This window comes from Ralstonia sp. 25mfcol4.1, assembly GCF_900104095.1.
In the GTDB taxonomy this organism is placed as follows: Bacteria; Pseudomonadota; Gammaproteobacteria; order Burkholderiales; family Burkholderiaceae; genus Cupriavidus.
The window spans coordinates 1-20,305 of record NZ_FNJO01000022.1; the positions used below are offsets into that span (position 1 = coordinate 1).

Annotated in this window: 15 protein-coding genes and 5 pseudogenes; 13 read left to right on the forward strand and 7 right to left on the reverse strand. The window is 58.2% G+C overall.

Annotation, left to right across the window (positions count from 1 at the left end; all coding sequences use genetic code 11):
- Positions 1–95 precede the first annotated feature (95 nt).
- A pseudogene (locus BLQ58_RS26475) lies at positions 96–356 on the forward strand (helix-turn-helix domain-containing protein); the annotation flags it as partial.
- Positions 357–359: 3 nt separating this feature from the next.
- On the opposite strand, the pseudogene BLQ58_RS26480 reads toward BLQ58_RS26475, so the two are convergent.
- Positions 360–578, reverse strand: a pseudogene (locus BLQ58_RS26480) (IS110 family transposase); the annotation flags it as partial.
- A 128-nt stretch (positions 579–706) separates the two neighbouring features.
- Between BLQ58_RS26480 and BLQ58_RS26485 the strand changes: the two are divergent.
- Positions 707–1,183: pseudogene (locus tag BLQ58_RS26485) on the forward strand (IS30 family transposase); the annotation flags it as partial.
- A gap of 104 nt (positions 1,184–1,287) precedes the next feature.
- Here BLQ58_RS26485 and BLQ58_RS26490 read toward each other — a convergent pair.
- Positions 1,288–2,679 carry an aminotransferase-like domain-containing protein gene (locus BLQ58_RS26490; RefSeq protein WP_092603306.1) on the reverse strand — a complete coding sequence of 464 codons (1,392 nt, stop codon included), beginning with the start codon at positions 2,677–2,679 and terminating at the stop codon, positions 1,288–1,290.
- 399 nt (positions 2,680–3,078) lie between these two features.
- Between BLQ58_RS26490 and BLQ58_RS26495 the strand changes: the two genes are divergently transcribed.
- The 9 genes and pseudogenes from BLQ58_RS26495 (at position 3,079) to scpA (ending at position 11,791) form a co-directional block, all read left to right on the forward strand.
- The gene (locus tag BLQ58_RS26495) at positions 3,079–3,561 is read left to right on the forward strand and encodes an MSMEG_0572/Sll0783 family nitrogen starvation response protein (protein WP_092603308.1); all 483 of its coding nucleotides are present in this window, start codon (positions 3,079–3,081) and stop codon (positions 3,559–3,561) included.
- 19 nt (positions 3,562–3,580) lie between these two features.
- On the forward strand, positions 3,581–4,606 hold the full coding sequence (locus tag BLQ58_RS26500) for a Nit6803 family nitrilase (RefSeq protein WP_092603310.1): 1,026 nt from the start codon (positions 3,581–3,583) through the stop codon (positions 4,604–4,606).
- Positions 4,557–5,678 carry an MSMEG_0568 family radical SAM protein gene (locus BLQ58_RS26505; protein ID WP_254776182.1) on the forward strand — a complete coding sequence of 374 codons (1,122 nt, stop codon included), beginning with the start codon at positions 4,557–4,559 and terminating at the stop codon, positions 5,676–5,678. Before BLQ58_RS26500 ends, BLQ58_RS26505 begins: the two co-directional genes overlap by 50 nt.
- Complete coding sequence (locus BLQ58_RS26510; RefSeq protein WP_092603312.1) at positions 5,675–6,229, forward strand: MSMEG_0567/Sll0786 family nitrogen starvation N-acetyltransferase; 555 nt, start codon at positions 5,675–5,677, stop codon at positions 6,227–6,229. Before BLQ58_RS26505 ends, BLQ58_RS26510 begins: the two co-directional genes overlap by 4 nt.
- Positions 6,226–7,188 (forward strand): annotated as a pseudogene (locus tag BLQ58_RS26515) (sll0787 family AIR synthase-like protein); the annotation flags it as partial. The gene BLQ58_RS26510 and the pseudogene BLQ58_RS26515, both read left to right, overlap by 4 nt.
- A 48-nt stretch (positions 7,189–7,236) precedes the next feature.
- A complete protein-coding gene (locus BLQ58_RS29255; RefSeq protein ID WP_175460021.1) occupies positions 7,237–7,524 on the forward strand; it encodes an MSMEG_0570 family nitrogen starvation response protein in 288 nt (95 codons plus the stop codon).
- 55 nt (positions 7,525–7,579) lie between these two features.
- Positions 7,580–8,863 (forward strand): MSMEG_0569 family flavin-dependent oxidoreductase, encoded by a 1,284-nt coding sequence (locus BLQ58_RS26520; protein ID WP_092603316.1) that lies wholly within the window; start codon positions 7,580–7,582, stop codon positions 8,861–8,863.
- A gap of 1 nt (position 8,864) precedes the next feature.
- Positions 8,865–9,701: a Pnap_2097 family protein gene (locus BLQ58_RS26525; RefSeq protein WP_029051673.1), complete on the forward strand. Its 837-nt coding sequence runs from the start codon at positions 8,865–8,867 to the stop codon at positions 9,699–9,701.
- The gene (gene scpA, locus BLQ58_RS26530) at positions 9,698–11,791 is read left to right on the forward strand and encodes a methylmalonyl-CoA mutase (protein WP_049815992.1); all 2,094 of its coding nucleotides are present in this window, start codon (positions 9,698–9,700) and stop codon (positions 11,789–11,791) included. Before BLQ58_RS26525 ends, scpA begins: the two co-directional genes overlap by 4 nt.
- 379 nt (positions 11,792–12,170) lie before the next feature.
- Here the strand turns inward: scpA and BLQ58_RS26535 are convergent, their stop codons facing one another.
- The 4 genes and pseudogenes from BLQ58_RS26535 to BLQ58_RS26550 all read right to left on the reverse strand — a co-directional run bounded on the left by BLQ58_RS26535 (position 12,171) and on the right by BLQ58_RS26550 (position 16,240).
- Positions 12,171–13,241: a phosphotransferase gene (locus BLQ58_RS26535; RefSeq protein WP_092603318.1), complete on the reverse strand. Its 1,071-nt coding sequence runs from the start codon at positions 13,239–13,241 to the stop codon at positions 12,171–12,173.
- 104 nt (positions 13,242–13,345) lie between these two features.
- Positions 13,346–13,504 (reverse strand): annotated as a pseudogene (locus BLQ58_RS26540) (SDR family oxidoreductase); the annotation flags it as partial.
- 386 nt (positions 13,505–13,890) lie between these two features.
- Positions 13,891–15,261 carry an MFS transporter gene (locus BLQ58_RS26545; protein WP_092603320.1) on the reverse strand — a complete coding sequence of 457 codons (1,371 nt, stop codon included), beginning with the start codon at positions 15,259–15,261 and terminating at the stop codon, positions 13,891–13,893.
- A gap of 103 nt (positions 15,262–15,364) precedes the next feature.
- A complete protein-coding gene (locus tag BLQ58_RS26550; protein ID WP_029051410.1) occupies positions 15,365–16,240 on the reverse strand; it encodes an alpha/beta fold hydrolase in 876 nt (291 codons plus the stop codon).
- Positions 16,241–16,386: 146 nt separating this feature from the next.
- Here BLQ58_RS26550 and BLQ58_RS26555 point away from each other — a divergent pair, with 146 nt between their 5' ends.
- Both BLQ58_RS26555 and BLQ58_RS26560 read left to right on the forward strand, forming a co-directional pair.
- The gene (locus BLQ58_RS26555) at positions 16,387–17,691 is read left to right on the forward strand and encodes a protoporphyrinogen/coproporphyrinogen oxidase (RefSeq protein WP_175460018.1); all 1,305 of its coding nucleotides are present in this window, start codon (positions 16,387–16,389) and stop codon (positions 17,689–17,691) included.
- Positions 17,692–17,828: 137 nt separating this feature from the next.
- Positions 17,829–18,467 (forward strand): TetR/AcrR family transcriptional regulator, encoded by a 639-nt coding sequence (locus tag BLQ58_RS26560; protein ID WP_029051408.1) that lies wholly within the window; start codon positions 17,829–17,831, stop codon positions 18,465–18,467.
- A gap of 273 nt (positions 18,468–18,740) precedes the next feature.
- Here the strand turns inward: BLQ58_RS26560 and BLQ58_RS26565 are convergent, their stop codons facing one another.
- On the reverse strand, positions 18,741–20,300 hold the full coding sequence (locus tag BLQ58_RS26565) for an acetolactate synthase large subunit (RefSeq protein ID WP_029051407.1): 1,560 nt from the start codon (positions 20,298–20,300) through the stop codon (positions 18,741–18,743).
- Positions 20,301–20,305: the final 5 nt, after the last annotated feature.

Genomic DNA, 20,305 nt, shown 5'->3' on the forward strand with positions numbered 1-20,305 from the left:
ACCTAACTTCAAATACAGCCGAACCGCTTGCAGACGGTCTTCATACGAGTACATGAACTACCTCCAGGTAGTCCAAGTTTTCGGCCGCACCCCCAATGACGAGAACGAAGTACCAACAACTACAACCTGAAGAACGCTTGCGCATCGAGATTTGGAAGGCCGAAGATGTCAGCCTGCGAGCCATGGCTCGCATGCTTGGCCGCGCGCCTTCGACACTGATGCGTGAGCTTCGCCGCAATGCCACCGCCCGTGGCGGCTATGGCGCAATGAGGGCGCAAGCCTGCCGTACGCAACGCCTCAAGGCCAGCCGTCCAGTCGCCAAGCTCGCTCCTGATGGCGTACTGTGGGGCGTGGTGCTTCAGCCTGACGTCATGCCCCATCTGTGTCAGTTGCCTGGCCCAGTGGTGAGCACCGCCGCATGCTTCCATCCCGACCAAGCACGGCGGGCGGTTCGCGAAGTACTCCAGGAACTTCGCGCGCCTGATCGGGCGGTTCACGATCTCTCCAGTTTCTGCGTCTGCGTGGTGCACCTGAAACACATTCTTTGCAATGTCGATTCCCACTGGCATAAGCTTCATGATCGCCCCTCCGGACGGGTCTTGAACATCTTCATGATCTTGCATTTTGGGCACTTCGATGCCGCCGCGTGAAGGCGCTGTTTTCAGTCAGTCTCCACCACTCACGGGTGGGAGGCGCTCATTTCATTCACTGGGAGGGCGACCTCATCAAGGGTGCGGGCAACCAATCCGCCGTAGGTGTGCTGGTCGAGCGTATGAGCCGCGCCGTACTGCTGGTCAAGATGCCGGACGCCACCGCTGCATCGGCTCTGGCCGGCTTCACCGGGAAGCTGCAATCCCTGGTGGCCCCGCTGCGCCAGACCCTGACCTACGACCAGGGTCGAGAGATGACCCGGCACGCCGAACTGAGCGCCGCCACTGGCGTGCGCGTGTACTTCTGCGACCCGCATAGCCCCTGGCAGCGCGGCACCTGTGAGAACACCAATGGTCTGCTGCGCCAGTACTTACCCAAGGGCACCGACCTGTCCGTCTACTCGCAGGAGGAACTTGACGCCATCGCCGACAGCCTCAACGGCCGCCCGCGCAAAACCCTGAACTGGCACTCCTCGCTACAAGTCCACGCTCAGGTTCTGGACAATCCCACGGACCGGCTTCCTGTTCAATAACTGAGGGGTGTTGCACTTCGCACTTGAAACCGCCAAGCATAAAGAATAACGGTGTTCTTTGGGGGAGGATCCTCAATACGTTGTGATGCAACTCTTCATTCGTCTCACAGCATCGCCGAATGAAGATGATGAGGGTCATCTAGGGTATCCGCCACGATTCGAAGAGACTCTTCAATTTCCTCTCGGTCGCTCGGTCCCCCAAGACAGAGGCGAACGGCGTTTGGTGGGTTTCCATCCGTGGAGAAGGCGGCGCTAGAGACGGCTCCAATGCTACGGGAGCGAAGGTGTAGTGCTAGCTCCGAGGGGCGCCAGCCAGATGTTTCGCCAATGGGCAGCCAAAGATGAAAGCCGGCCGGATCGCTCGCAAATCCGTGGCCCGTCAGAATGCGTCCGGCTATTGCCTGGCGCGCGGCACTCTCTTCGCGCACGGCGGCCAACATATCGTCAACTAATCCGTTCTTGATCCACGCGCAGGCGAGCAAAGTGTTAACCGGACTCGCCATTACCGTGGTCGCGCGAAGGGTGCCAGCCAAGCGTTGGGCTTGTCGCGCGGTAGGGGACAATACAAACGCAATGCGTAGACCAGCCCCGAAGCACTTCGACAATCCGGTGACATAGTAGGTCAGCTCGGGCGCCAGGGTCGCGAACGCGTCAGGTCGCTGACGGGGCAGCATTCCATATGCATCGTCTTCGATAATCGGAACGCTGTAGCGCAGAGCGATGTCGGCGAGGATTTCGCGCCGTGTCTGCGACATTGTCCGTGTGCTCGGATTCTGAATCGTCGGATTGCAGTAGAGAGCTGCCGGCTCTTGCGCCTTGCAGAAGTTCTCGAACGCAGCGCCAATCAATCCCTCTTCGTCGCAGGGTAGGGGCTGGACCTGAAGCCCGAGCTGGGCGGAAATTGCTTTGATGCCTGGATAGGCAAGGTCCTCCACGCACAGTGTTTGGCCGTTGCGCGCCACTTGGGATAGAAGAGCAACCAGAGCGCTATGGATTCCAGGGCATATGAGCAGGCGGTCCGGTGAGGAGGCTGGTACTTGCGTGCGCAGCCAAATATTGGCCACCGCACGGTCAGCAGGGGTACCTCCAAAGTCCTGGTACCGCAGCAGCATGTATGGATCGGCCGCACCGACAAGCGTTGCTGCCGATTCGCGCAAGCGTGCCACCAGTTCTGGGGGCTCTGGTGGCATATTCATCGTCATCTCGGCGCTTGTCCCCGCCCGCAGCGGGAGGGATGGCGCCCGCCCACGCACATAGGTACCAGCGCCAGCTTTGGCGTCGATGAGCCCCCGCTTGCGGGCCTCACTGTACGCGCGGGCCACCGTCGAGTAGTTCAAGTTCAATGCTTCGGCCATGTCACGAAGGCCAGGCAACCTGTCGCGCACTTGCAGTTGCCCATTCGCCAACGCCTCTTCTATGAGGTCGGGGATGGTTAGATACGCGGGCTTCGCGCTGTCGGCGACGCGTTTTGCCCAGTGGACGGTAAGGCCGGACACGGCTTTTCTCCATGCAGGTTGATGGTAATCAGACTCCGCATTGAGTGCATTTAGCGTGCCAGAGTGATCGCATTTGGTCTGCCGGAAAATGGTCCGAAGTGGGGCGATATTCCCCATGCTGACGCGCTCTGAGTCGTTCGATAGCCTGTTAGCGGTGCATGCAATCGGCTTGGTAATGCCGCTGTGACGGGGAAAGCTGTGATGTTGGCAAGACAGGGGTCATGCAATCAAGAATGCGACAAAGTCCTTGCCAACTGGTTGATCGGGCATTGATTGGATAGCTGAGGGGGCTTGGTGGCATATCGGTTGCACTGTGGATGGCGTCTGGGAGTGATTCTCCGGACCGGATCCTTTGCATAACGAGGGTCTGCCATCCACAACCAAGCATTGGAGCCAAGCATGCCCGCAGTCAACAAACCTGCTCACAAGGACGGAGATTATCTGGTCGATTTCGAAGAGAAGGTGTTCGAGGACGTCAAAGCCGAACCTGGCGAGAAAGCTCTGGTGACCTTTCACACCGTCGCCTTTGAAGGCTCCATCGGCTTCGTCAATATGCTGCAAGCCACTCGCCTGCAGCGCAAGGGCTTCGAGACCAGCATCCTGCTCTACGGTCCGGGCGTCACTCTCGGTCTGCAGCGTGGCTTCCCCACTTTGGGTGATGAAGCGTTCCCCGGCCACCTGAACTTCAACAAGCAGCTCAAGAAATTCATGGCCGAGGGTGGCAAGGTCTACGCTTGTCGCTTCGCGCTGCAAGCACTCTATGGTCACGGCGAGGCGTCGCTGATCGAAGGTGTTCGCCCCATTAATCCGCTGGATGTTCTCGACCTGAAGCTGCTTCACCGCAAGGAGAACGCACTCATCATCGACACCTGGACTGTGTAAGCGCGCGAGGGCTATCGTCATGACAGCAAAACGAATGGTGCGCGCTGCAGCAGTCCAGATTGCGCCCGACCTGGAAAGCGGAGAAGGCACGCTTGCCAAGGTCGTGGACGCCATTGAGCGCGCCGCACGAGATGGGGTGCAGCTCATTGTGTTCCCCGAAACCTTCGTGCCGTACTACCCGTACTTTTCATTCGTGCGGCCGCCTGTTCAGTCGGGGGGCGATCATCTCAGGTTGTATGAGCAGGCCGTGACGATACCCGGTCCCGTGACGCATGCCGTAGCCGAGCTTTCGCGCAGGTACGGCATGGTCGTCGTGTTAGGCGTAAATGAACGCGATCACGGCAGCCTCTATAACACGCAGTTGATCTTCGACACCGAAGGGAAACTCGCAGTGAAACGCCGTAAGCTCACCCCGACATTCCACGAGCGAATGATCTGGGGGCAGGGCGATGCTGCAGGTCTGAAGGTCGCTGATACCGCGATCGGTCGCGTTGGCGCGTTGGCGTGCTGGGAGCACTACAACCCGCTGGCCCGTTATGCCCTCATGACTCAGCACGAGGAGATCCACTGCAGCCAGTTCCCCGGCTCGCTTGTCGGTCCAATCTTCGCTGACCAAGTTGAGGCAACAATTCGCCACCATGCACTCGAAGCCGGATGTTTCGTCGTGAATTCAACCGGGTGGCTTACCGACGCTCAGATTGCATCTGTCACAACGGACCCGGCCTTGCAGAAAGCACTGCGCGGCGGCTGCAACACAGCCATTGTCTCACCCGAAGGTCAGCATCTCGCTCCCCCATTGCGCGAAGGCGAGGGGATGGTCATCGCAGACCTCGATATGGGTTTGATAACGAAGCGTAAGCGGATGATGGATTCGGTTGGACACTACGCTCGTCCGGAACTTCTGAGCCTTGCCATCAACGACCGTCCTGCTTGCACCGTCTCCGCAATGCGAGATGTTCCGTCCCCCGCATCTACCTTTCCATGGAGTTCTGACCATGCATTCCAACGATTCGATGTCGGTCTCGAACCGGCAGTTGATGACTGAACTTCAATCCGTTGGCCTTCGCCTGGAAGATCCACGTGCTGGCGCAGCTAGCCGTCGGGGTGGCGCGGGACCATCGGACCACAAGGCAGTCACAATTGATGGCGTGACAATCATGGTGCCGGTGCATACAAGCACGGCATGGCATTCGCCATTCGTCGCATCCGCGCCAGACGCGGGGGGAAAGAGTTCGCTCAAGCACGGCACGATTCAGATTGCCAACATCAGTTTCCCGAAGGCGCCGCGCTTCTATGGAATGCAGACGCTGGACGGTGTCCCGTATTCACATATTGCGACGTTGCATGGCGCCGACGTGCTGGCGACGACCGTTCTGCAAACTTGCATCCGCTACGAAAGCCGGCGAAAGACCTGCAAGTTCTGCGCGATCGGCCAGTCCTTGGCCGCGGGGCGGACAATTGCCCGCAAGACGCCTGAGCAACTAGCCGAAGTGGCCCGTGCGGCAGTGTTGCTCGATGGCGTCAAGCACATGGTGTTGACCACTGGCACGCCGCCCACGCCTGACCGGGGCGCCAGCATTCTGTGCGACAGCGCCTTCGCCATTCGTGCGGCCGTTGATCTGCCGATACAGGCGCAATGCGAGCCACCAGACGACGACCGTTGGTTCTCGCGTATGCGAGCCGCCGGGGTTGACACGCTCGGCATGCACTTGGAGGTGGTCACGCCGGCGGTTCGGGAGCGTGTCATGCCCGGCAAAGCATCGGTACCAATCGAACGTTATATGGAGGCATTTCGCAGTGCCGTCGGTGTATTTGGCCGAGGTCAGGTCAGTACATACATCCTTGCTGGGCTGGGCGACACGGCGGAGGCCATTCTTTCGATGTCGCGCAAGCTAGTTGACATTGGCGTATATCCGTTTGTTGTGCCGTTTGTCCCTATCTCCGGCACGCCACTCGAAGATCATGCTGCCCCAACGCCGACTTTCATGCGCGAAATCCTGGGTCCGCTTGGCGAAATGGTCACCGCAGCAGGCATGCGCTCAGCTGACATTAAGGCTGGATGCGGCAAGTGCGGTGCTTGTTCCTCGTTGTCGGCTTACGAAGGAGCGTTGGGATGAGCCGTGACCTTTGCGTTGAAGTTCCGGCGATTCCAATGTATCGGGTTCGTTGGGCGGAAGAACAATGGGAATTCGAGCAGGCGTACGCGCTGCGTCGAGCGGTGTTCTGTGAAGAGCAGGGGATTTTCCAGGGCGACGATCGTGATGCTGTCGACGATGCCGCGCAGCTCCTGGTTGCCGTCGAAATTAGTGACGGACAGGTTGATTCAAAAGGTCAGGTTGTAGGCACAGTACGCATTCATGAGAGCGAACCCGGGGTCTGGTATGGGTCCCGCTTGGCAGTGGCCTTGCAGCATCGACGGCAGGGGCGCATCGGTGCGACCCTTATTCGCCTAGCTGTAAGCAGTGCTCATGCACTTGGTTGCAGCCGATTTCTTGCCCACGTGCAAAGCCAGAACGTCCCCCTTTTCCGTCGATTGCACTGGAGTACTCTGGCGGAGGAGGTCTTGCTGGACCGGCCGCATCATCTGATGCTTGCCGATTTGAACTACTACCCTCCCTGCCACACCCCACTTGTCGGCTTCGAGATCGATGCAAGGAGAGGGGTATGAACGCGACGCAACTGGCGCGCGAGCTCCGTGAGAGCCGCGGATTTGGTCACAAGACCGACATCGCCGGCGTTCTGTCCCAACTCCAGTGTGCATTGCCGCTGGGCCAACGTGCGGAAGACGCCGGAATTCTGTTGGGCGATGATTGTGCAGCAATACCGGACGGTGAGGGACATTTGCTGTTCGCGATCGAAGGCATGGTGACGGACTTCATCCGGGCCATGCCGTGGTTTGCCGGATACAGCGCTGTCATGGTCAACATCAGCGATATCTACGCGATGGGTGGTCGCCCGACAGCAGTCGTGGATGCGCTTTGGAGCAAAGACCTTAGCAGCTCAGCCGAGGTGATGAAGGGAATGGCGGCTGCCGCTGTGGCCTACGGCGTACCGCTCGTAGGGGGCCACAGCAACGCCCGCAGTGACAACGCGCAACTAGCGGTGGCTATTCTTGGTCGTGCAAAGCGGCTTTTGACAAGCTTTGCAGCGTCTCCAGGACAACGATTGCTGATGGCGGTGGATCTACGTGGTGGCTTCATGGAGCCATACCCCTATTGGAACGCGTCAACCTCCGCTCCGGCAGAGCGCTTGCGTGGGGATTTGGAGGTGCTGCCGTCTTTGGCAGAGGATGCGTTGTGCCATGCCGCAAAAGACATCAGCATGGCCGGGCCAGTGGGCACTGCACTGATGCTAATGGAGTGTTCCCGAGTGGGGGGCAGCATCAACATAGATGCGATGCCTATCCCACCAGGCGTTCCCATTAAACGCTGGCTTGCCGCCTTCCCGAGCTACGGCTTTGTGCTTGCTGCCGACGCAGATCGGACTGACGAGATCTGCGCTCGGTTTCATGCCCGCGGTATTTCGTGCGCTGATGTCGGGGAACTCGACGCGTCTCACACCCTCCGCATCTCATACCAAGGGGAATCCGCCGAAGTTTGGGACTATGGCGCCGCCCCATTCATTTTGCCGTCGCCGTCTATTGAGAACGCCCTTACTGAACAAGAAGGGCGAACCATGCCAGTGACCTATATACACGTGCGATGGTCGGACCAGCGGGAAGGACGCTACTACTCCCCTTCATCAGTCGTGACCGAGCATTTCGAGATCGGTGCCATTTATCCCGTACAGGAGTTCCTCGACCGTGCACGGAGCGCGCTTGGCGAAGCCTCTGAACGCGTCCGGAGGAAGTACGGGTACGCATGCTCGGCCGCACAGGACCAGTTGCAGGCGATTGAGAACGAGGCCACCCGCTTTGCGGGCCAGTCCGGTGCATCTGTCGAGTTTCTCGGCTTTGACCGTTAGACCACAGCGCGGCACTGTTGCCACGCCTTCCCGCATTTGAAAAGGAAACGAAATCATGTCATACAGCAACAATGCCACTTCTGCTGGTGCAGAGGCCCAGCACTTTCCCGTGATCATCATTGGCGGCGGACAGGCTGGCTTGTCGATGAGCTACTACCTTCAGCGTGCGGGCATCGAGCACCTCGTGCTGGAGAAGCACACAATGACTCACACCTGGCGCACACAGCGCTGGGACGAGTTCTGCCTGGTGACTCCGAACTGGCAGTGTGCCTTGCCAGGCTATCCATACGCGGGCAATGATCCCCATGGGTTCATGAAGCGTGAGGAGATTGTCGAGTATCTGGACGGCTTTATCAGCATGGTGGCGCCACCTGTGCGGGAGAACACGGAGGTACGCAGCGTAAAGTGCCGCGCGGAGGGGGGTTACACCGTTGCTACGACCCAGGGAGTGTTTTCGGCCGACCAGGTAGTGGTAGCTTCCGGCGGATACCACGTACCTATTGTGCCGCGCATGGCCGAACGACTGCCAGCCAGCATCAAGCAGATCCAGTCGGCGGACTATCGAAACGCGCAATCCTTACCTGAAGGCGCTGTCCTCGTCGTGGGCTCCGGTCAATCAGGGGCACAAATCGCTGAAGATCTGCATCTGGCAGGCCGCAAAGTGTATCTCGCCGTGGGCGAGGCACCGCGCTGCGCACGGTTCTACCGCGGGCGGGATGTCGTGGACTGGCTGGCGGATATGAAGTACTACGACCTCCCCGTGACGGAGCACCCGCTACGCGAAGGTGTGCGCGACAACACCAATCACTACGTGACTGGACGGGACGGTGGGCGCGATATTGACCTCCGGAAGTTCGCCAGTGAGGGGATGGAGCTGTACGGGGTGCTGGAAGACTATCGTGATGGGCAGATGCGCTTTGCTCCCAATCTGAACGAGGCACTGGACGACGCCGACGCAACGTATAACCGCATCAACGCCAGTATTGACAAATACATCGCGGAACGCGGTATCGACGCACCGCCGGCCAGCACCTATACACCGGTATGGAAACCGGCCACCGAGCGGGAATTGTTAGACCCGCAAGCTGCCGGCATTGGCAGCATCATCTGGTGCATTGGCTTCAGGCCCGATTTCAGCTGGCTAGAGGTACCAGTATTCAATGGGCGTGGTTATCCCGGGCACGAGCGCGGGATGACGGCGCAGCCAGGCTTGTACTTCCTGGGCCTGCCGTGGCTGCACACTTGGGGATCTGGTCGATTCTCGGGAATCGCACGCGACGCCGCGTATCTCGCGGACGCCATTGCATCGGCGAATCGGCCGGACGCCTTGGCTGCCTGACATGGAGGCAACCCGTTCGCAATTCGTCGCGGGCATGCCTGCACTTTCCTTTGCCGGTCTCTCAGAGAATTGGCTACTGAAAACGTGCGGCGATAGACACTGGCAGCAGCTTGCAGCCATGTCGGGTCTGTCGACGCCGGACTTCCGCGACGCGGATGGGAACAAAATCTATGCTGCCTTCACTGCTATCCGCATTAAGGATGCGTCGTTGGAAGAAGTCGGCGAAAACGACGCCTTTACCATTGATTCGTTTCTAAAGCCGGCTGGCGGCGCGAAATTCCTAAGCGAACACGTCGTTGTGGCTCACGGAGCGTGTCGTGCCAGAGTCACGATGCTCTCAACGTTCATTCGTCGCACCCGTGAGCGAGACAACCGGTCAGTCGTGCGGGCGATGCCGACGGCGGTCCAGGACGGAAGCACGTCCTCCGAGGCAGTCGGTGGTCTGCACCTGTCTGCCTTGGCACGCCGTTTCCGCACTGGAGACTGGGTTGAGCACTTGGGGCTTGACCAAGCACAGCATGCGAGCAGCCATACAGTTGCATTCCTTCCCTGCCCATACGGGGACTTTAACGGGGCAGATCTGCTCTATTTCGCGAGCTTTCAGTCGATGGTGGATCGTGCCGAGTGGCAATGGAGGTCTGATGCAGACCCTCCGGTTATCTGTGAACGCGACATATTTTTTCACGGCAATGTCAATGTTGGCGAAACATTGGAGCTGAATTTTTCTGCATCGCAGCGCAACGAGGACGGGATTGGGCACTGGTGTGAGATTCGCCGGATGCGCGACGGTGAAAAAATCGCCGACGTTGTGACGAGAAAGCGCTGGAGGGTGAGATGACGGGATCGTCCGGAGCAGGGGGCGGAACGCGTATAGAGATCAAAGCGGTCTATGGCCCCGAGGATATAGCCGGGCTCAAGCACCTCGGCAGTTTGCCAGGAGAGGCACCATTTGTCCGTGGGCCGTACGCATCGATGTACGCAAAGCGACCGTGGACAGTGCGCCAGTACGGCGGGTTTGCCGACGCTGCTGTTTCCAATTTGGCCTACCGTGAAGCGCTGCGGCAAGGCGCCCAAGGTCTTTCAGTGGCGTTCGACCTGCCTACACATCGTGGATATGACTCGGATGACGATGAGGCGAAGGCTGACGTCGGAATGGCGGGTGTAGCCATCGATTCAGTCGAGGACATGCTCCGCCTTTTCGAGGGCATTCCACTCGAGCAAGTTTCAGTATCCATGACGATGAACGGTGCCGTTCTGCCCGTATTGGCTGCTTTCCTGGCGGCCGCTGAGGAACGTGGGGTGCCTTTCCAAAATCTGCGCGGTACGATTCAGAACGACATTCTCAAGGAATTCATGGTTCGCCATACATGGATTCACGCACCGCAGCCATCGCTGCGCATCGCCACTGACGTCGTGGAGTGGCTTGCAGTGCACGCGCCGAAATTCAATGGCATGTCGATTTCCGGGTATCACTTTCAGGAGGCTGGGGCTGATCCAGCGTTGGAACTAGCGCTGACGCTAGCCAATGCCACCGTTTATGTTGGCGAGCTGAATAAGCGCGGTCTGGATATTGACGCGTTCTGTGCAGGCTTGTCCTTTTTCTTCGGTGTAGGGAAGAATTTCTTCGTTGAGATCGCGAAACTGCGAGCCGCCCGGATCCTGTGGCATGACATCGTGCGCGAGCAAGGTGGAACGAGTGTGCGAGCCACAGCGATGCGGATGCATTGCCAAACTTCCGGTTGGACGCTTGCGGCGCAACAGCCGCTTAACAACATCTCCCGTACCACCGTAGAAGCCATGGCTGCGATCTTCGGTGGCACCCAATCGCTTCATACCAACGGTTTCGACGAGGCGCTGGCACTTCCTAGTCCACAAGCGTCTCGCCTGGCGCGCGACACTCAACTGATTCTTCAGCACGAGTTTGGTCTTTGCGATGTAGCAGATCCGTGGGCTGGCTCGTACCTAGTGGAGTCGCTGACCGCACAGATGGTATCGAGCGTGAAAGCGATCCTTGTAGAGATAGAGGAAGAGGGCGGTATCTTGAAGGCGCTCGAATCAGGATGGATCCACAGCCGCATCCATCAATCAGCAGTTCGAACACAGGCGCGTCTTGATGCGGGGGAAGAGGTAGTGGTAGGCGTTAATCGCTACCAGGAGCCCGAAGAGAACGCCCAGGAACGCCTTGATGTTGACGGGGCTCATGTTCGCGCACAGCAGACTCGCCGATTGGTTGCTTTGCGCCAGTGCCGCGATGAAGTAGCAGTGAAAAATGCGCTGGCTGCACTGACTGACGCAGCCCATAGCGGTAATCGCAATCTGCTTTCTTGTGCCATTGACGCGATGCGGTGTCGCGCGACCGTTGGCGAGTGCACCGCTGCATTGCTCAAAGTCTGGCCTAGGCATGCCGTTCGCCCATCCTACGACGCTGGATTGTATGGCGGCGCCCGAGGTATGAGTGCGCAATGGAAGGTGGCCTGCGAAAGAGTCCGCGATCTGAGCGAGCGGCTTGGCAGGACGCCACGCATCATCATTGCCAAGCTTGGACAGGACGGGCATGACCGCGGCGCGAAGGCGGTTGCCGCTGCGCTGGATGACGCGGGATTCTTCGTGGAAATGACTGCGCTTTTTCAGTCGGCAATGGACGTGGTCTCCGCTGCGTCGGTCGGCCGATTCGATGCTATCGGTATTTCCTCGTTGGGCGGCGCGCATATGGAGCTCGTGCCGGGACTTCTACAAGCATTGCGCAGGACTGGACTGGATGTTCCGGTGTTTGTCGGAGGTATCATTCCAACAGATCATGAGCATTCGCTACACAAGTGCGGGGTGCAGTGTGTATTTGGTCCGGGTACAGCGATGGAGAGTATCGTAAGCACTATCGCGGAGTCTATACATAGGCGGTCTACCGTAACCGAGCCGCAGACCGCCTGAGGCTGTACTTCTTTATGCCCCGGCGCCCTCGTTCAGCATCGCATGCCTCTTTGCACCATGCTTGCATAGGCTTGGCCGGGTAGAAGCTGCTTCCCTGCCTTTTCCCCTTCAATGAACTCGGTGATCGACGAACTGGGCGGTTCAGTCAGTGCGAGAATACGGCGATTGCGTAGCCTCGTGGCAGCCGCAGGTGGTGGCAGTTGCGGCGCCTATGAGGTCGAGGCGATGCTCCCCAAACCGCTGCTCTCCTTAGCGGTCTCGATTCAGGCGGCAATGAGTTGCATTGAGTGAGGCGACGATGCACCAGTTCACGAATAGCAGACCGTACCGAAATATCGTCGGGGCTGGCACATACGCCAGCCTGAAAATTTCCGTTGGATTATCTTGAGATCGACGTGTACTTCAAAGCCATTTCGGCGATCGGTCTTGCACGCTTCCCCGCGTCGAGCGCCTGCGCCGACGATGCCGTGCCGTCCACCACGCGCTTCATGATGCCCTGCAGGATGCCGGCGATCCGGAACATGCTGAAAGCGAGGTAGAAATTCCAGTCGCCGGTGATCTGGCGGCCGGTGCGCTGCTCGTACATGCGGCGATAGCTGGCCTCGTCGGGAATGCCCAGGCCCTTGTGGTCCAGCCCGGCGATGCCGCGGAACTGGCCCGGCGCGATATGCCAGCTCATGCAGTGGTAGCCGAAGTCGGCCATTGGGTGGCCCAGCGTGGACAGTTCCCAGTCCAGCACGGCCAGCACGCGCGGCTCCGTCGGATGGAACATCAGGTTGTCGAGCCGGTAGTCGCCGTGGACGATGCTGGTCAGGTCCAGGTCTTCCTGCGGGATATGTTCGGGCAGCCAGGCAATCAGTTGGTCCATGGCCGGGATCGATTCGGTCTCCGACAGCTTGTACTGCTTGCTCCAGCGTTCGATCTGGCGCTGGAAGTAGTTGCCGGGCTTGCCATAGTCGGCCAGGCCGATGGCCTTGTAGTCCACCGAGTGCAGCGCGGCGATGACGCGGTTCATCTCGTCATAGATCGCACCGCGTTCGGCCGTGGTCATGTCGGGCAGGGACTGGTCCCACAGCACGCGGCCGCTGACGAATTCCATGATAAAGAACGCGCGGCCGATCACGTCTTCGTCCTCGCACAGCGCGTACGTGTGAGCCACGGGGACGTCCGTGCCGGCCAGCGCCTTCATCACGCGGTATTCGCGTTCGATGGCGTGGGCGGACGGCAGCAGCTTCGACTTCGGGCCCGGCTTGGCGCGCGTCACATAGGTCTGGCCCGGCGTGATCAGCTTGAACGTGGGGTTGGACTGGCCGCCCTTGAACTGCTCGACGGTCACGGGGCCTGTGAAGGCTTCGACATGGTGTCTCAACCATTCTTCCAGTGACCCGACGTCAAAGCTATGAGGCGTCACCGGCCGTGTGCCCTCGAAATCTGTCGTCGAATTATTCATTGCGTTCTCTGTTATGCCTCGAGGAGAAAATGGCCCTCGGATCCGAAGCCGCTGGCTGTGGCCGGCACGCTCCCGCCACGCGGCTAGGGTTACTTTTCAAGGCTTCAGATAGTGAGCCCGCCGTCCACCACAATGCACGCGCCATTTGTATAGCTTGCTGCGTCCGAAACGAGGTACAGCACCGTCCCGGCCATCTCGTGGGGTTCAGCGTGCCGACGAAGCGGGATTTGCTTCATCCATTTGTCGTATGTCTTGGGGTCGTCACGAACATATTGCGGATTGAAACGACCGTGCTGCGCGCGGGCATCGAGAAGAGCCGGCTTCCGTACTCGATACGAGGTTGGCCAGCCGTCGCACCGCATGAAACGGAAGCGGTTGCAACTGGGCCTAAAAGTTGGTGTACTTGGCGGGGCACGTTGGTGCGATATGCACCTCGACGCCCCCGTCAGAATCCTATTATCGTTGAAGGACACGCCGCCGCAAGTTGTTGTTGACGATGCGGCTTCTTCGCTGGCACATTGATGAAGCGCGGTGGAAGTAGCACGATACGGGACTCGCCGCCGCGTCGGCAGAAGGTGAAAAGGACTTCGTTGCGTTGTGTGATAACGCCTTATTGTCCTTACTCTGGTCTCCGCTATGTGTAGATGTGCTACAGCGCGACTTCTTGTTCGGCCACCGTCGACGCCTTCTGGCTAAGGTCCAAGCTCCGATCAAATTGCCGATACAAGCAGAATATGGCAAAGGAGACCGCATTGAGCAGTGCTGGCGCAATCGATGTCGCGAGCTTAATTCCGGCTAGTGCAGATGCCGGTTGGTCAACGAATCCGGTATTGGTCTCAACCAAGCCGTAGAGAGTAAAGATCAGGCCGGCCACAACAGCCCCAACGGCGTACCCAAGCTTCTCCCCTGCCAGGAATACACCACTTAGTGCGGCTTCCGGGGGTGTGATTTGCCGGCGCTTGTCGCCAAACTTGATGCTGTCGACCAGCATAGAGTATGCGAACACTTGCACACCTCCTTCGCTCGCGCCCGCTACTGTTGCGACTAGCAGGGCGAGCGCAAAGGGCGCAGATGCGTCAAGCAGTCCATAGCCTGTTACGGCGATTCCAGCCAGAGCGATTGATAATGCAAAAGTCACAAATTTCCCGAATCGCTTTCCAAGCCAGACAAAGATCGGAATAGCCACGACCGAAGCTGCAAACATCAACAGGAAAAGCAACGAAAGGGAATCCGTGCCGCGCCGAAGTACATAGGTGACATAGTAAGCCAGGGCGGCGCTGATGACGCCTGAGCCGACTACGTGCACGAAGTAGGCCGCCAAGAGGACAGAGAAAGGTCGGTTTTGAAATATGGCCGAGAGAATCTCCCTCAAACTGATATTCGGCACGTCAACCTTCCGCGGCGGTTCCTTGGAGGCGAAGAAGGTGACCATGATGCCAGCCGCCATGATCCCGCCCATCGTGGCGCCCATAGTCAGGTAGCCAGTACGACCCCCATCAAAGTGTTCGACAATCAATGGTGCGCCCGCCCCGGCCAGCAAACATCCTGACATGGAGTATGCCGCCCGCCACGAGTTGAGGATCGTGCCGTCGTGGTAGTCCGTAGCAATCTCGCAGTTGAGCGCACAGTATGGAACCAAGAAGGTGGAATAGCAGAATGCGCAAATACTGAAGACTGCTATGATGAACAGCGCGGAATAGAGAGGATCCTTGAAGGGAGCGAACCAGATTGCACAGAATGCAGGGAATATGGTCACGCCGGCAAAAAGGAGATAGGGGCGACGGCGTCCAAAGCGGCTGGAGGTGTTGTCAGACATTCCTCCGACCAAGGGACTAGATATCAGGTCAACAACCTTGGGCAATGCGGCCGCGATAGTCGCGAGAGCGACGCTTATACCCAGAACATTCGTCATATAGAACATCAGAAGAATGCTGGGAGTTACAGCGTAGATGCCGGAAGACAGGTCACCTACCGTGTACAAGGGGTACTTTACGAGTCGAGTAGCTTGGGGCTCTTTCATTTCCTGCTGTCAGTGGCTGACGTAGTGTCGGGGATGTATTGCGCAACGAATGCGTTTGAACTCTTGTAATTAGCTCGTGAGTGAAAGTCGCCCCACTCGATCGCTACAGGCTGGCCGCCCGAAGCAGCGCTGTCACGGCTGACAGTGATTCTGGTTCGTCGAGAAGGGGCGGGTGGCCGCGCCCCGGCACCGTTGTGAGGGTGGCGTTCCGATGTGCGGCCACCATGCGGCGTGCGCAGTCTTCAGTGAAGAAGTCGGATGTCTCTCCGCGAAGGATAGCGACGGGAATCTCCTGCGTTGCTAGGAACTGTGACCAAGCATCTGGACGCTCTTCTTTCATGCGTTTAGCGTCGACAAGGGACAACATATCGAAGTCCCGCGCATAGCGACCGGGGGAAAATTCCCGATACGCACGCAACATCAGATCCTTCCATCGCTCGTCGGTAAGGTCAGGGTAGGTCTCACCAAAATGCAGCTTCATCCTTTCCACTGCCTCGTCGAAGGAAAAGTCAGCGGCCGCCACATTGTTTGCCATTCGCTTCGACGAGCTCTCGACGATTTCGGCGCCCAGATCATTCAGAACGATTCCGGACACTCGTCCAGGTCGCTCTGCGGCCATGTCCATGGCGATCAGTCCGCCCAGTGCAATCCCGAGGACGGCGACGCGCTCAATCTGCAGATGATCAAGGAGATCCCATACGTCCCCCTTGACCAAGTCGTAATGGTAGTCCTTTGCATCCGTAAATCGAGTCGAGAAGCCGCGCCCCCGAAGGTCCGGCGCAATTACCTGCACGCCTTGAGAAGCCAGGAGCTCACCAAGTTCACAGAAATCCCGCGAATTGCGCATGAAGCCGTGAAGGCACAGCAGGGGCACGGTCTCTGCGGGCTCAAGAGGACTGAAGTTACGAACCAAGAGCTTAGCGCCCGTTGACGTTTCGAACCAAGCCTCTTGCTGGCGAGGCTGGGCGGCATTCTGCATGGAAATCTCCAACGTGTGAGTGAGCGAGCCGCGAAGCACGCGGTCCCGATAACTTTACGCTAAACCTGACGTTAGTCAAGTTTTGGCGTACACTCGCTTCGGAGGCCCTTCTCGGAGGGATGAATAGCGCACACACACTACCAACGATGAAACAGACCACTATCGTGATTGGCGCCGGTATTGCCGGCCTGGCTGCAGCGCATACGCTGAAAGCAGCTGGACAAGACGTTATCGTAGTGGAGGGTTCTTCGCGCCCAGGAGGCCGTCTAGTACGGATGCAGCGGGGTAACGACTCTGCAGAGGCGGGCGGGCAGGGCATACACTCAAATTATCGAGAATTGATCAGGCTGGCGGGTGCTTACGGACTGGAGGGCGATCTAATCCCTCAAACAAACCACCAACCGGCGTACCTTGACCGCGCGGGCAATTTGCGGTACCCGCAGGGCCGCACGGGAATTACCAAACTGATGAACGCACGCGGCAAGCGTGATTTCGCTTGGTTCGCCGCGAAATACATGACGTTTGGCAAGAAATTTGATCTGTTCGAAACCGCCCTCGATCTGCCGGGATACGATAACCTTTCGGCTGCCGAAGCCTTTTCTTGGGCGGGCGAGGATTTCAGAGATTTCATTCTCCGGCCGTCTGCCCATGCGATGGCCAACACGACTCCGGAACACACTAATCTCTATCACTATATGAACCTGATGAGGTTGGTCGCCACAACCAGTGTTATGACGCTGCGAACGGGCAATGTGACATTACCCGAAAAAATCGCCGCGGCGGTCGGTGTTAGATACGAGTGCCCTGCAGAAAAAATCTCGTTTTCGGGACGAAAGGTGGACGGTGTCGTACTCGCGAGTGGCGAATCAATAAAGGCGGATCACGTTATCGTTGCGACACCAGTAGGTTATGCCGCCAAATTGATGCCGGATCATCTCGCGAACGCCAGAACTTTCCTGGGAGGGTTTCCTAATGCGCCATTCGGACTCGTCTACTTTTTTCTTGACCGCCCTCTGATGACGGACGCATATGTGTATCTTGGGCATGCATACCGTGACACGGTCTTTAATATGGCGATCAACCACAGTGTGAAGACCCCGCATATGGTCCCGAGCGGTAAAGGAATTCTATCTGCTTGGCCGTGTTACCCAAACTCAGCAGACTTCGATCAGCTCACGAATACGGAGCTGATCAACCTGGCGCTCAAGGACATCGACGCGTTCTTCCCCGGTGTTGCGGAATATGTCGAGGAAGCGCGTGTGCAGCGACACCCGTGGGGAGTTGGGCGCTTGTCAGTGGGCCAGCATGCTAAAATCTTGAAGTTCAAAAAGGACGCCGAATCGTTTTCAGGCATCTCTTTCGCCGGTAACGATTACGACGGTGTGCATATGGAGTCAGCAGTGCGAAGCGGCATGCGAGCCGCCAATCGCGTCCTGGCGGGTATTTCCTAGCGGAGTCTCGTCGAAGGCAATCACGTTTACGGACGAAATTAACATTGTCAAACTCTGTATCCAAACCTAGTGGCGCGGTACGCCAAAAAGCTTCCCATCGAAAGGGGCGGACGGAAGAAGTGCGCCTGGAGGCGCGAATGCCCTCCCAAGAGCGCAGTCGTCGTCGTTATCAAGCGATTATTGAGGCCACGGAAACTCTACTGCAGACAAATAATATCGAAGACTTGAGTCTCTACGATATTGCCAAGCAAGCAAAGATCGCTCCGGCTTCTGTGCATTATCTGTTCAGCACCGTGGCGGCAATACACGTGGAGCTGAATCGACTTTATAATGAGCAACTGACCGCAAAAGTCTTGGAGGCGAACCGGAACAAGCTGACGACAAAAAATAGCAGTTGGCAGGAACTCACAAGAGCGCATATGGAGACCTCGCGAGCTGTCTTAAATGGTCATCGCGCGATGAGCGAAATCATGCTGGGACCGGCATTGCACAGAAGTAGTCGTGCTAAGAATCGCGAAACGAATGCATTTTTCGCTCAATCTGTTTTGGCTGTGACGCGGCAAAGATTCGTCATGCCTGAGATCCCCGATTTGGAACGAGTTTATCTGTTTGCCGCGGAGATTAGTGAGGGGTTATGGGCCGGCGCTTATGCCACGAACGGTACCATTGATGACGAAACCTTCGCAGAGTCCCTCCGGGCGACGGTCGCCTACCTGCGATGTTTCCTGCCAGACACACTGATGGTGCGCGAGACAGAATCCAACGAAAAACTCTAAAGCTGGCGTAAGCCTGCTTTTTTGCAGCATCGCTCGCGTCGAACCGAAATTCCGTTGAAAGTCGCGGGGCGCACTTTCAACCGTAAGCTGCCCATGCGGCGCCTCTGTTTCTACATGAATCGTGGGTCAGGTGTGCGAAGCGACTTGGAGGCACCTTTTTTCCCAATTTGGAAAAAAAGTGAGTCCCTGAGGAAGTGACTCACCGAAACGCTGGCCAGGCCAGCTCGCTTTAAAACATCTGCTGGCGCCGCCAGCGCACCCTGGAGCTTACTTTCAGATTACTGCCTCGATGAGGCGGGGACCGTGTTGGTGCATGGCTGATCGGTACTGGCTCACAAACTCTTCTGCCGTATTCGCGCGACTCGCTTCTACACCCAGGCCTTCCGCGATACGCACCCAATTCATATCGGGGTTGTGAAGATCAAGCATGGACAGCGCTTTTGCGCCGGATCCGGTCACGCCCACACGGCCCATCTCGATGTTGAGAATGCCGTATGATCGATTCGCGTAAATGACGACAGTCACGTCGAGTTTTTCACGAGCCATCGTCCAGAGTGCTTGCATCGTGTAGGCTGCCCCACCGTCCCCATGCGGGCAAACGACCTTGCGATCCGGAGCGGCGATCGAAGCCCCGATAGCAAGTGGCAGCCCCAGACCAATTGAGCCACCTGTGAGCGGCAGATGGGTAAATGGTCGCGCCGTGGCCATCATGGAATGGAGGGCAGCGCCGCTGGTGCAGGACTCGTCCGCGAAGATCGCGTTCTCCGGTGTGAGTTCGGCGATAGCCTGCGCAATCGTCAGCGGCGTGAGCGATCCTGTCGGGCAGCCGGGAAGGCTCTTCTCACTTCGTTGCAAACCGGGCGCGGTCGCCCCTAAACTCTCGGCAAGCGATGATAGTGCGATAACGGCGTCTTCGTGGGCGTGCGAAAGATACGTGATGGCGCAGCTCTCGGGCGCACACCAACTCGGTTTGCCGGGATACGCAAAGAAAGAAACCGGTGGGCGAGTGCCCACCAGAATCAGTTGCTCGACATCTTGTAAGACCGCCGTGATCTGCTCCGCAAAGTACGGAATGCGTTCCACCTTCACCCGGCCGGCACCGAGTTCAACATGGGGCGCGAACGTATCGCAGAATAGCCGCGCGCCGGTTGACGTCTGGATCTTCCCAGCCGTCTCCAGTCCGATGCCACGTAGCGTTGCTCCCCCCAAAAGAATCGCGGTCTTCTTGCCATTACGCAACCATTCGTTTGCGCGCCGCAGAGCTGCTTCACTTACTGCGAAGGGAACTTCGTCGGGGAGGGCATTGGCTGGCGCGTCGGCCTCCTCCCACGCACAATTTGCCGGGAGAATTAACGTGGCGATCGACCCAGGTGCGCCCTTGGCAGCTTGAACGGCACGTGCCGCGTCAGCGCCCACTGTCCTTGAAGATTTCGACTCGTGGATCCATGCAGACACCGGCCTCGCGAAGCCAACGATGTCCGAAGTCAGTAACGCGTCGTACTGCAGATGGTAAGTTGCGTGGTCGCCTACCACGTTGACGATAGGTGTGCTGGCGCGTCGCGCATTATGGAGATTGGCGAGGCCGTTGGCGAGGCCCGGTCCCAAATGAAGTAGCGTCGCGGCCGGCCTTTCGGCAATGCGGCCGTAACCGTCCGCGGCACCTGTCGCAACGCCTTCAAACAGACACAGGACACCGCGCATTCTGGGCACCGAATCGAGGGCGGCTACGAAATGCATCTCCGACGTGCCAGGATTGCCGAAACAGACGTCGACGTCGCAGTTGACGAGGGTCTGAATTAGCGATTGTGCACCGTTAAGCTTTTGTTCGCTCATGATCG

Excerpts from the sequence above, each read along its gene's own strand:
- BLQ58_RS26545 (WP_092603320.1), bottom strand. The coding sequence starts at position 15,261 with ATGAAAGAGCCCCAAGCTACTCGACTCGTAAAGTACCCCTTGTACACG.
- BLQ58_RS26495 (WP_092603308.1), top strand. The coding sequence starts at position 3,079 with ATGCCCGCAGTCAACAAACCTGCTCACAAGGACGGAGATTATCTGGTC.
- BLQ58_RS26535 (WP_092603318.1), bottom strand. The coding sequence starts at position 13,241 with ATGAATAATTCGACGACAGATTTCGAGGGCACACGGCCGGTGACGCCT.
- BLQ58_RS26500 (WP_092603310.1), top strand. The coding sequence starts at position 3,581 with ATGACAGCAAAACGAATGGTGCGCGCTGCAGCAGTCCAGATTGCGCCC.
- BLQ58_RS26565 (WP_029051407.1), bottom strand. The coding sequence starts at position 20,300 with ATGAGCGAACAAAAGCTTAACGGTGCACAATCGCTAATTCAGACCCTC.
- BLQ58_RS26510 (WP_092603312.1), top strand. The coding sequence starts at position 5,675 with ATGAGCCGTGACCTTTGCGTTGAAGTTCCGGCGATTCCAATGTATCGG.
- BLQ58_RS26560 (WP_029051408.1), top strand. The coding sequence starts at position 17,829 with ATGCCCTCCCAAGAGCGCAGTCGTCGTCGTTATCAAGCGATTATTGAG.
- BLQ58_RS26520 (WP_092603316.1), top strand. The coding sequence starts at position 7,580 with ATGTCATACAGCAACAATGCCACTTCTGCTGGTGCAGAGGCCCAGCAC.
- BLQ58_RS26555 (WP_175460018.1), top strand. The coding sequence starts at position 16,387 with ATGAAACAGACCACTATCGTGATTGGCGCCGGTATTGCCGGCCTGGCT.
- scpA (WP_049815992.1), top strand. The coding sequence starts at position 9,698 with ATGACGGGATCGTCCGGAGCAGGGGGCGGAACGCGTATAGAGATCAAA.
- BLQ58_RS26525 (WP_029051673.1), top strand. The coding sequence starts at position 8,865 with ATGGAGGCAACCCGTTCGCAATTCGTCGCGGGCATGCCTGCACTTTCC.
- BLQ58_RS26550 (WP_029051410.1), bottom strand. The coding sequence starts at position 16,240 with ATGCAGAATGCCGCCCAGCCTCGCCAGCAAGAGGCTTGGTTCGAAACG.
- BLQ58_RS26505 (WP_254776182.1), top strand. The coding sequence starts at position 4,557 with ATGCATTCCAACGATTCGATGTCGGTCTCGAACCGGCAGTTGATGACT.
- BLQ58_RS29255 (WP_175460021.1), top strand. The coding sequence starts at position 7,237 with ATGCCAGTGACCTATATACACGTGCGATGGTCGGACCAGCGGGAAGGA.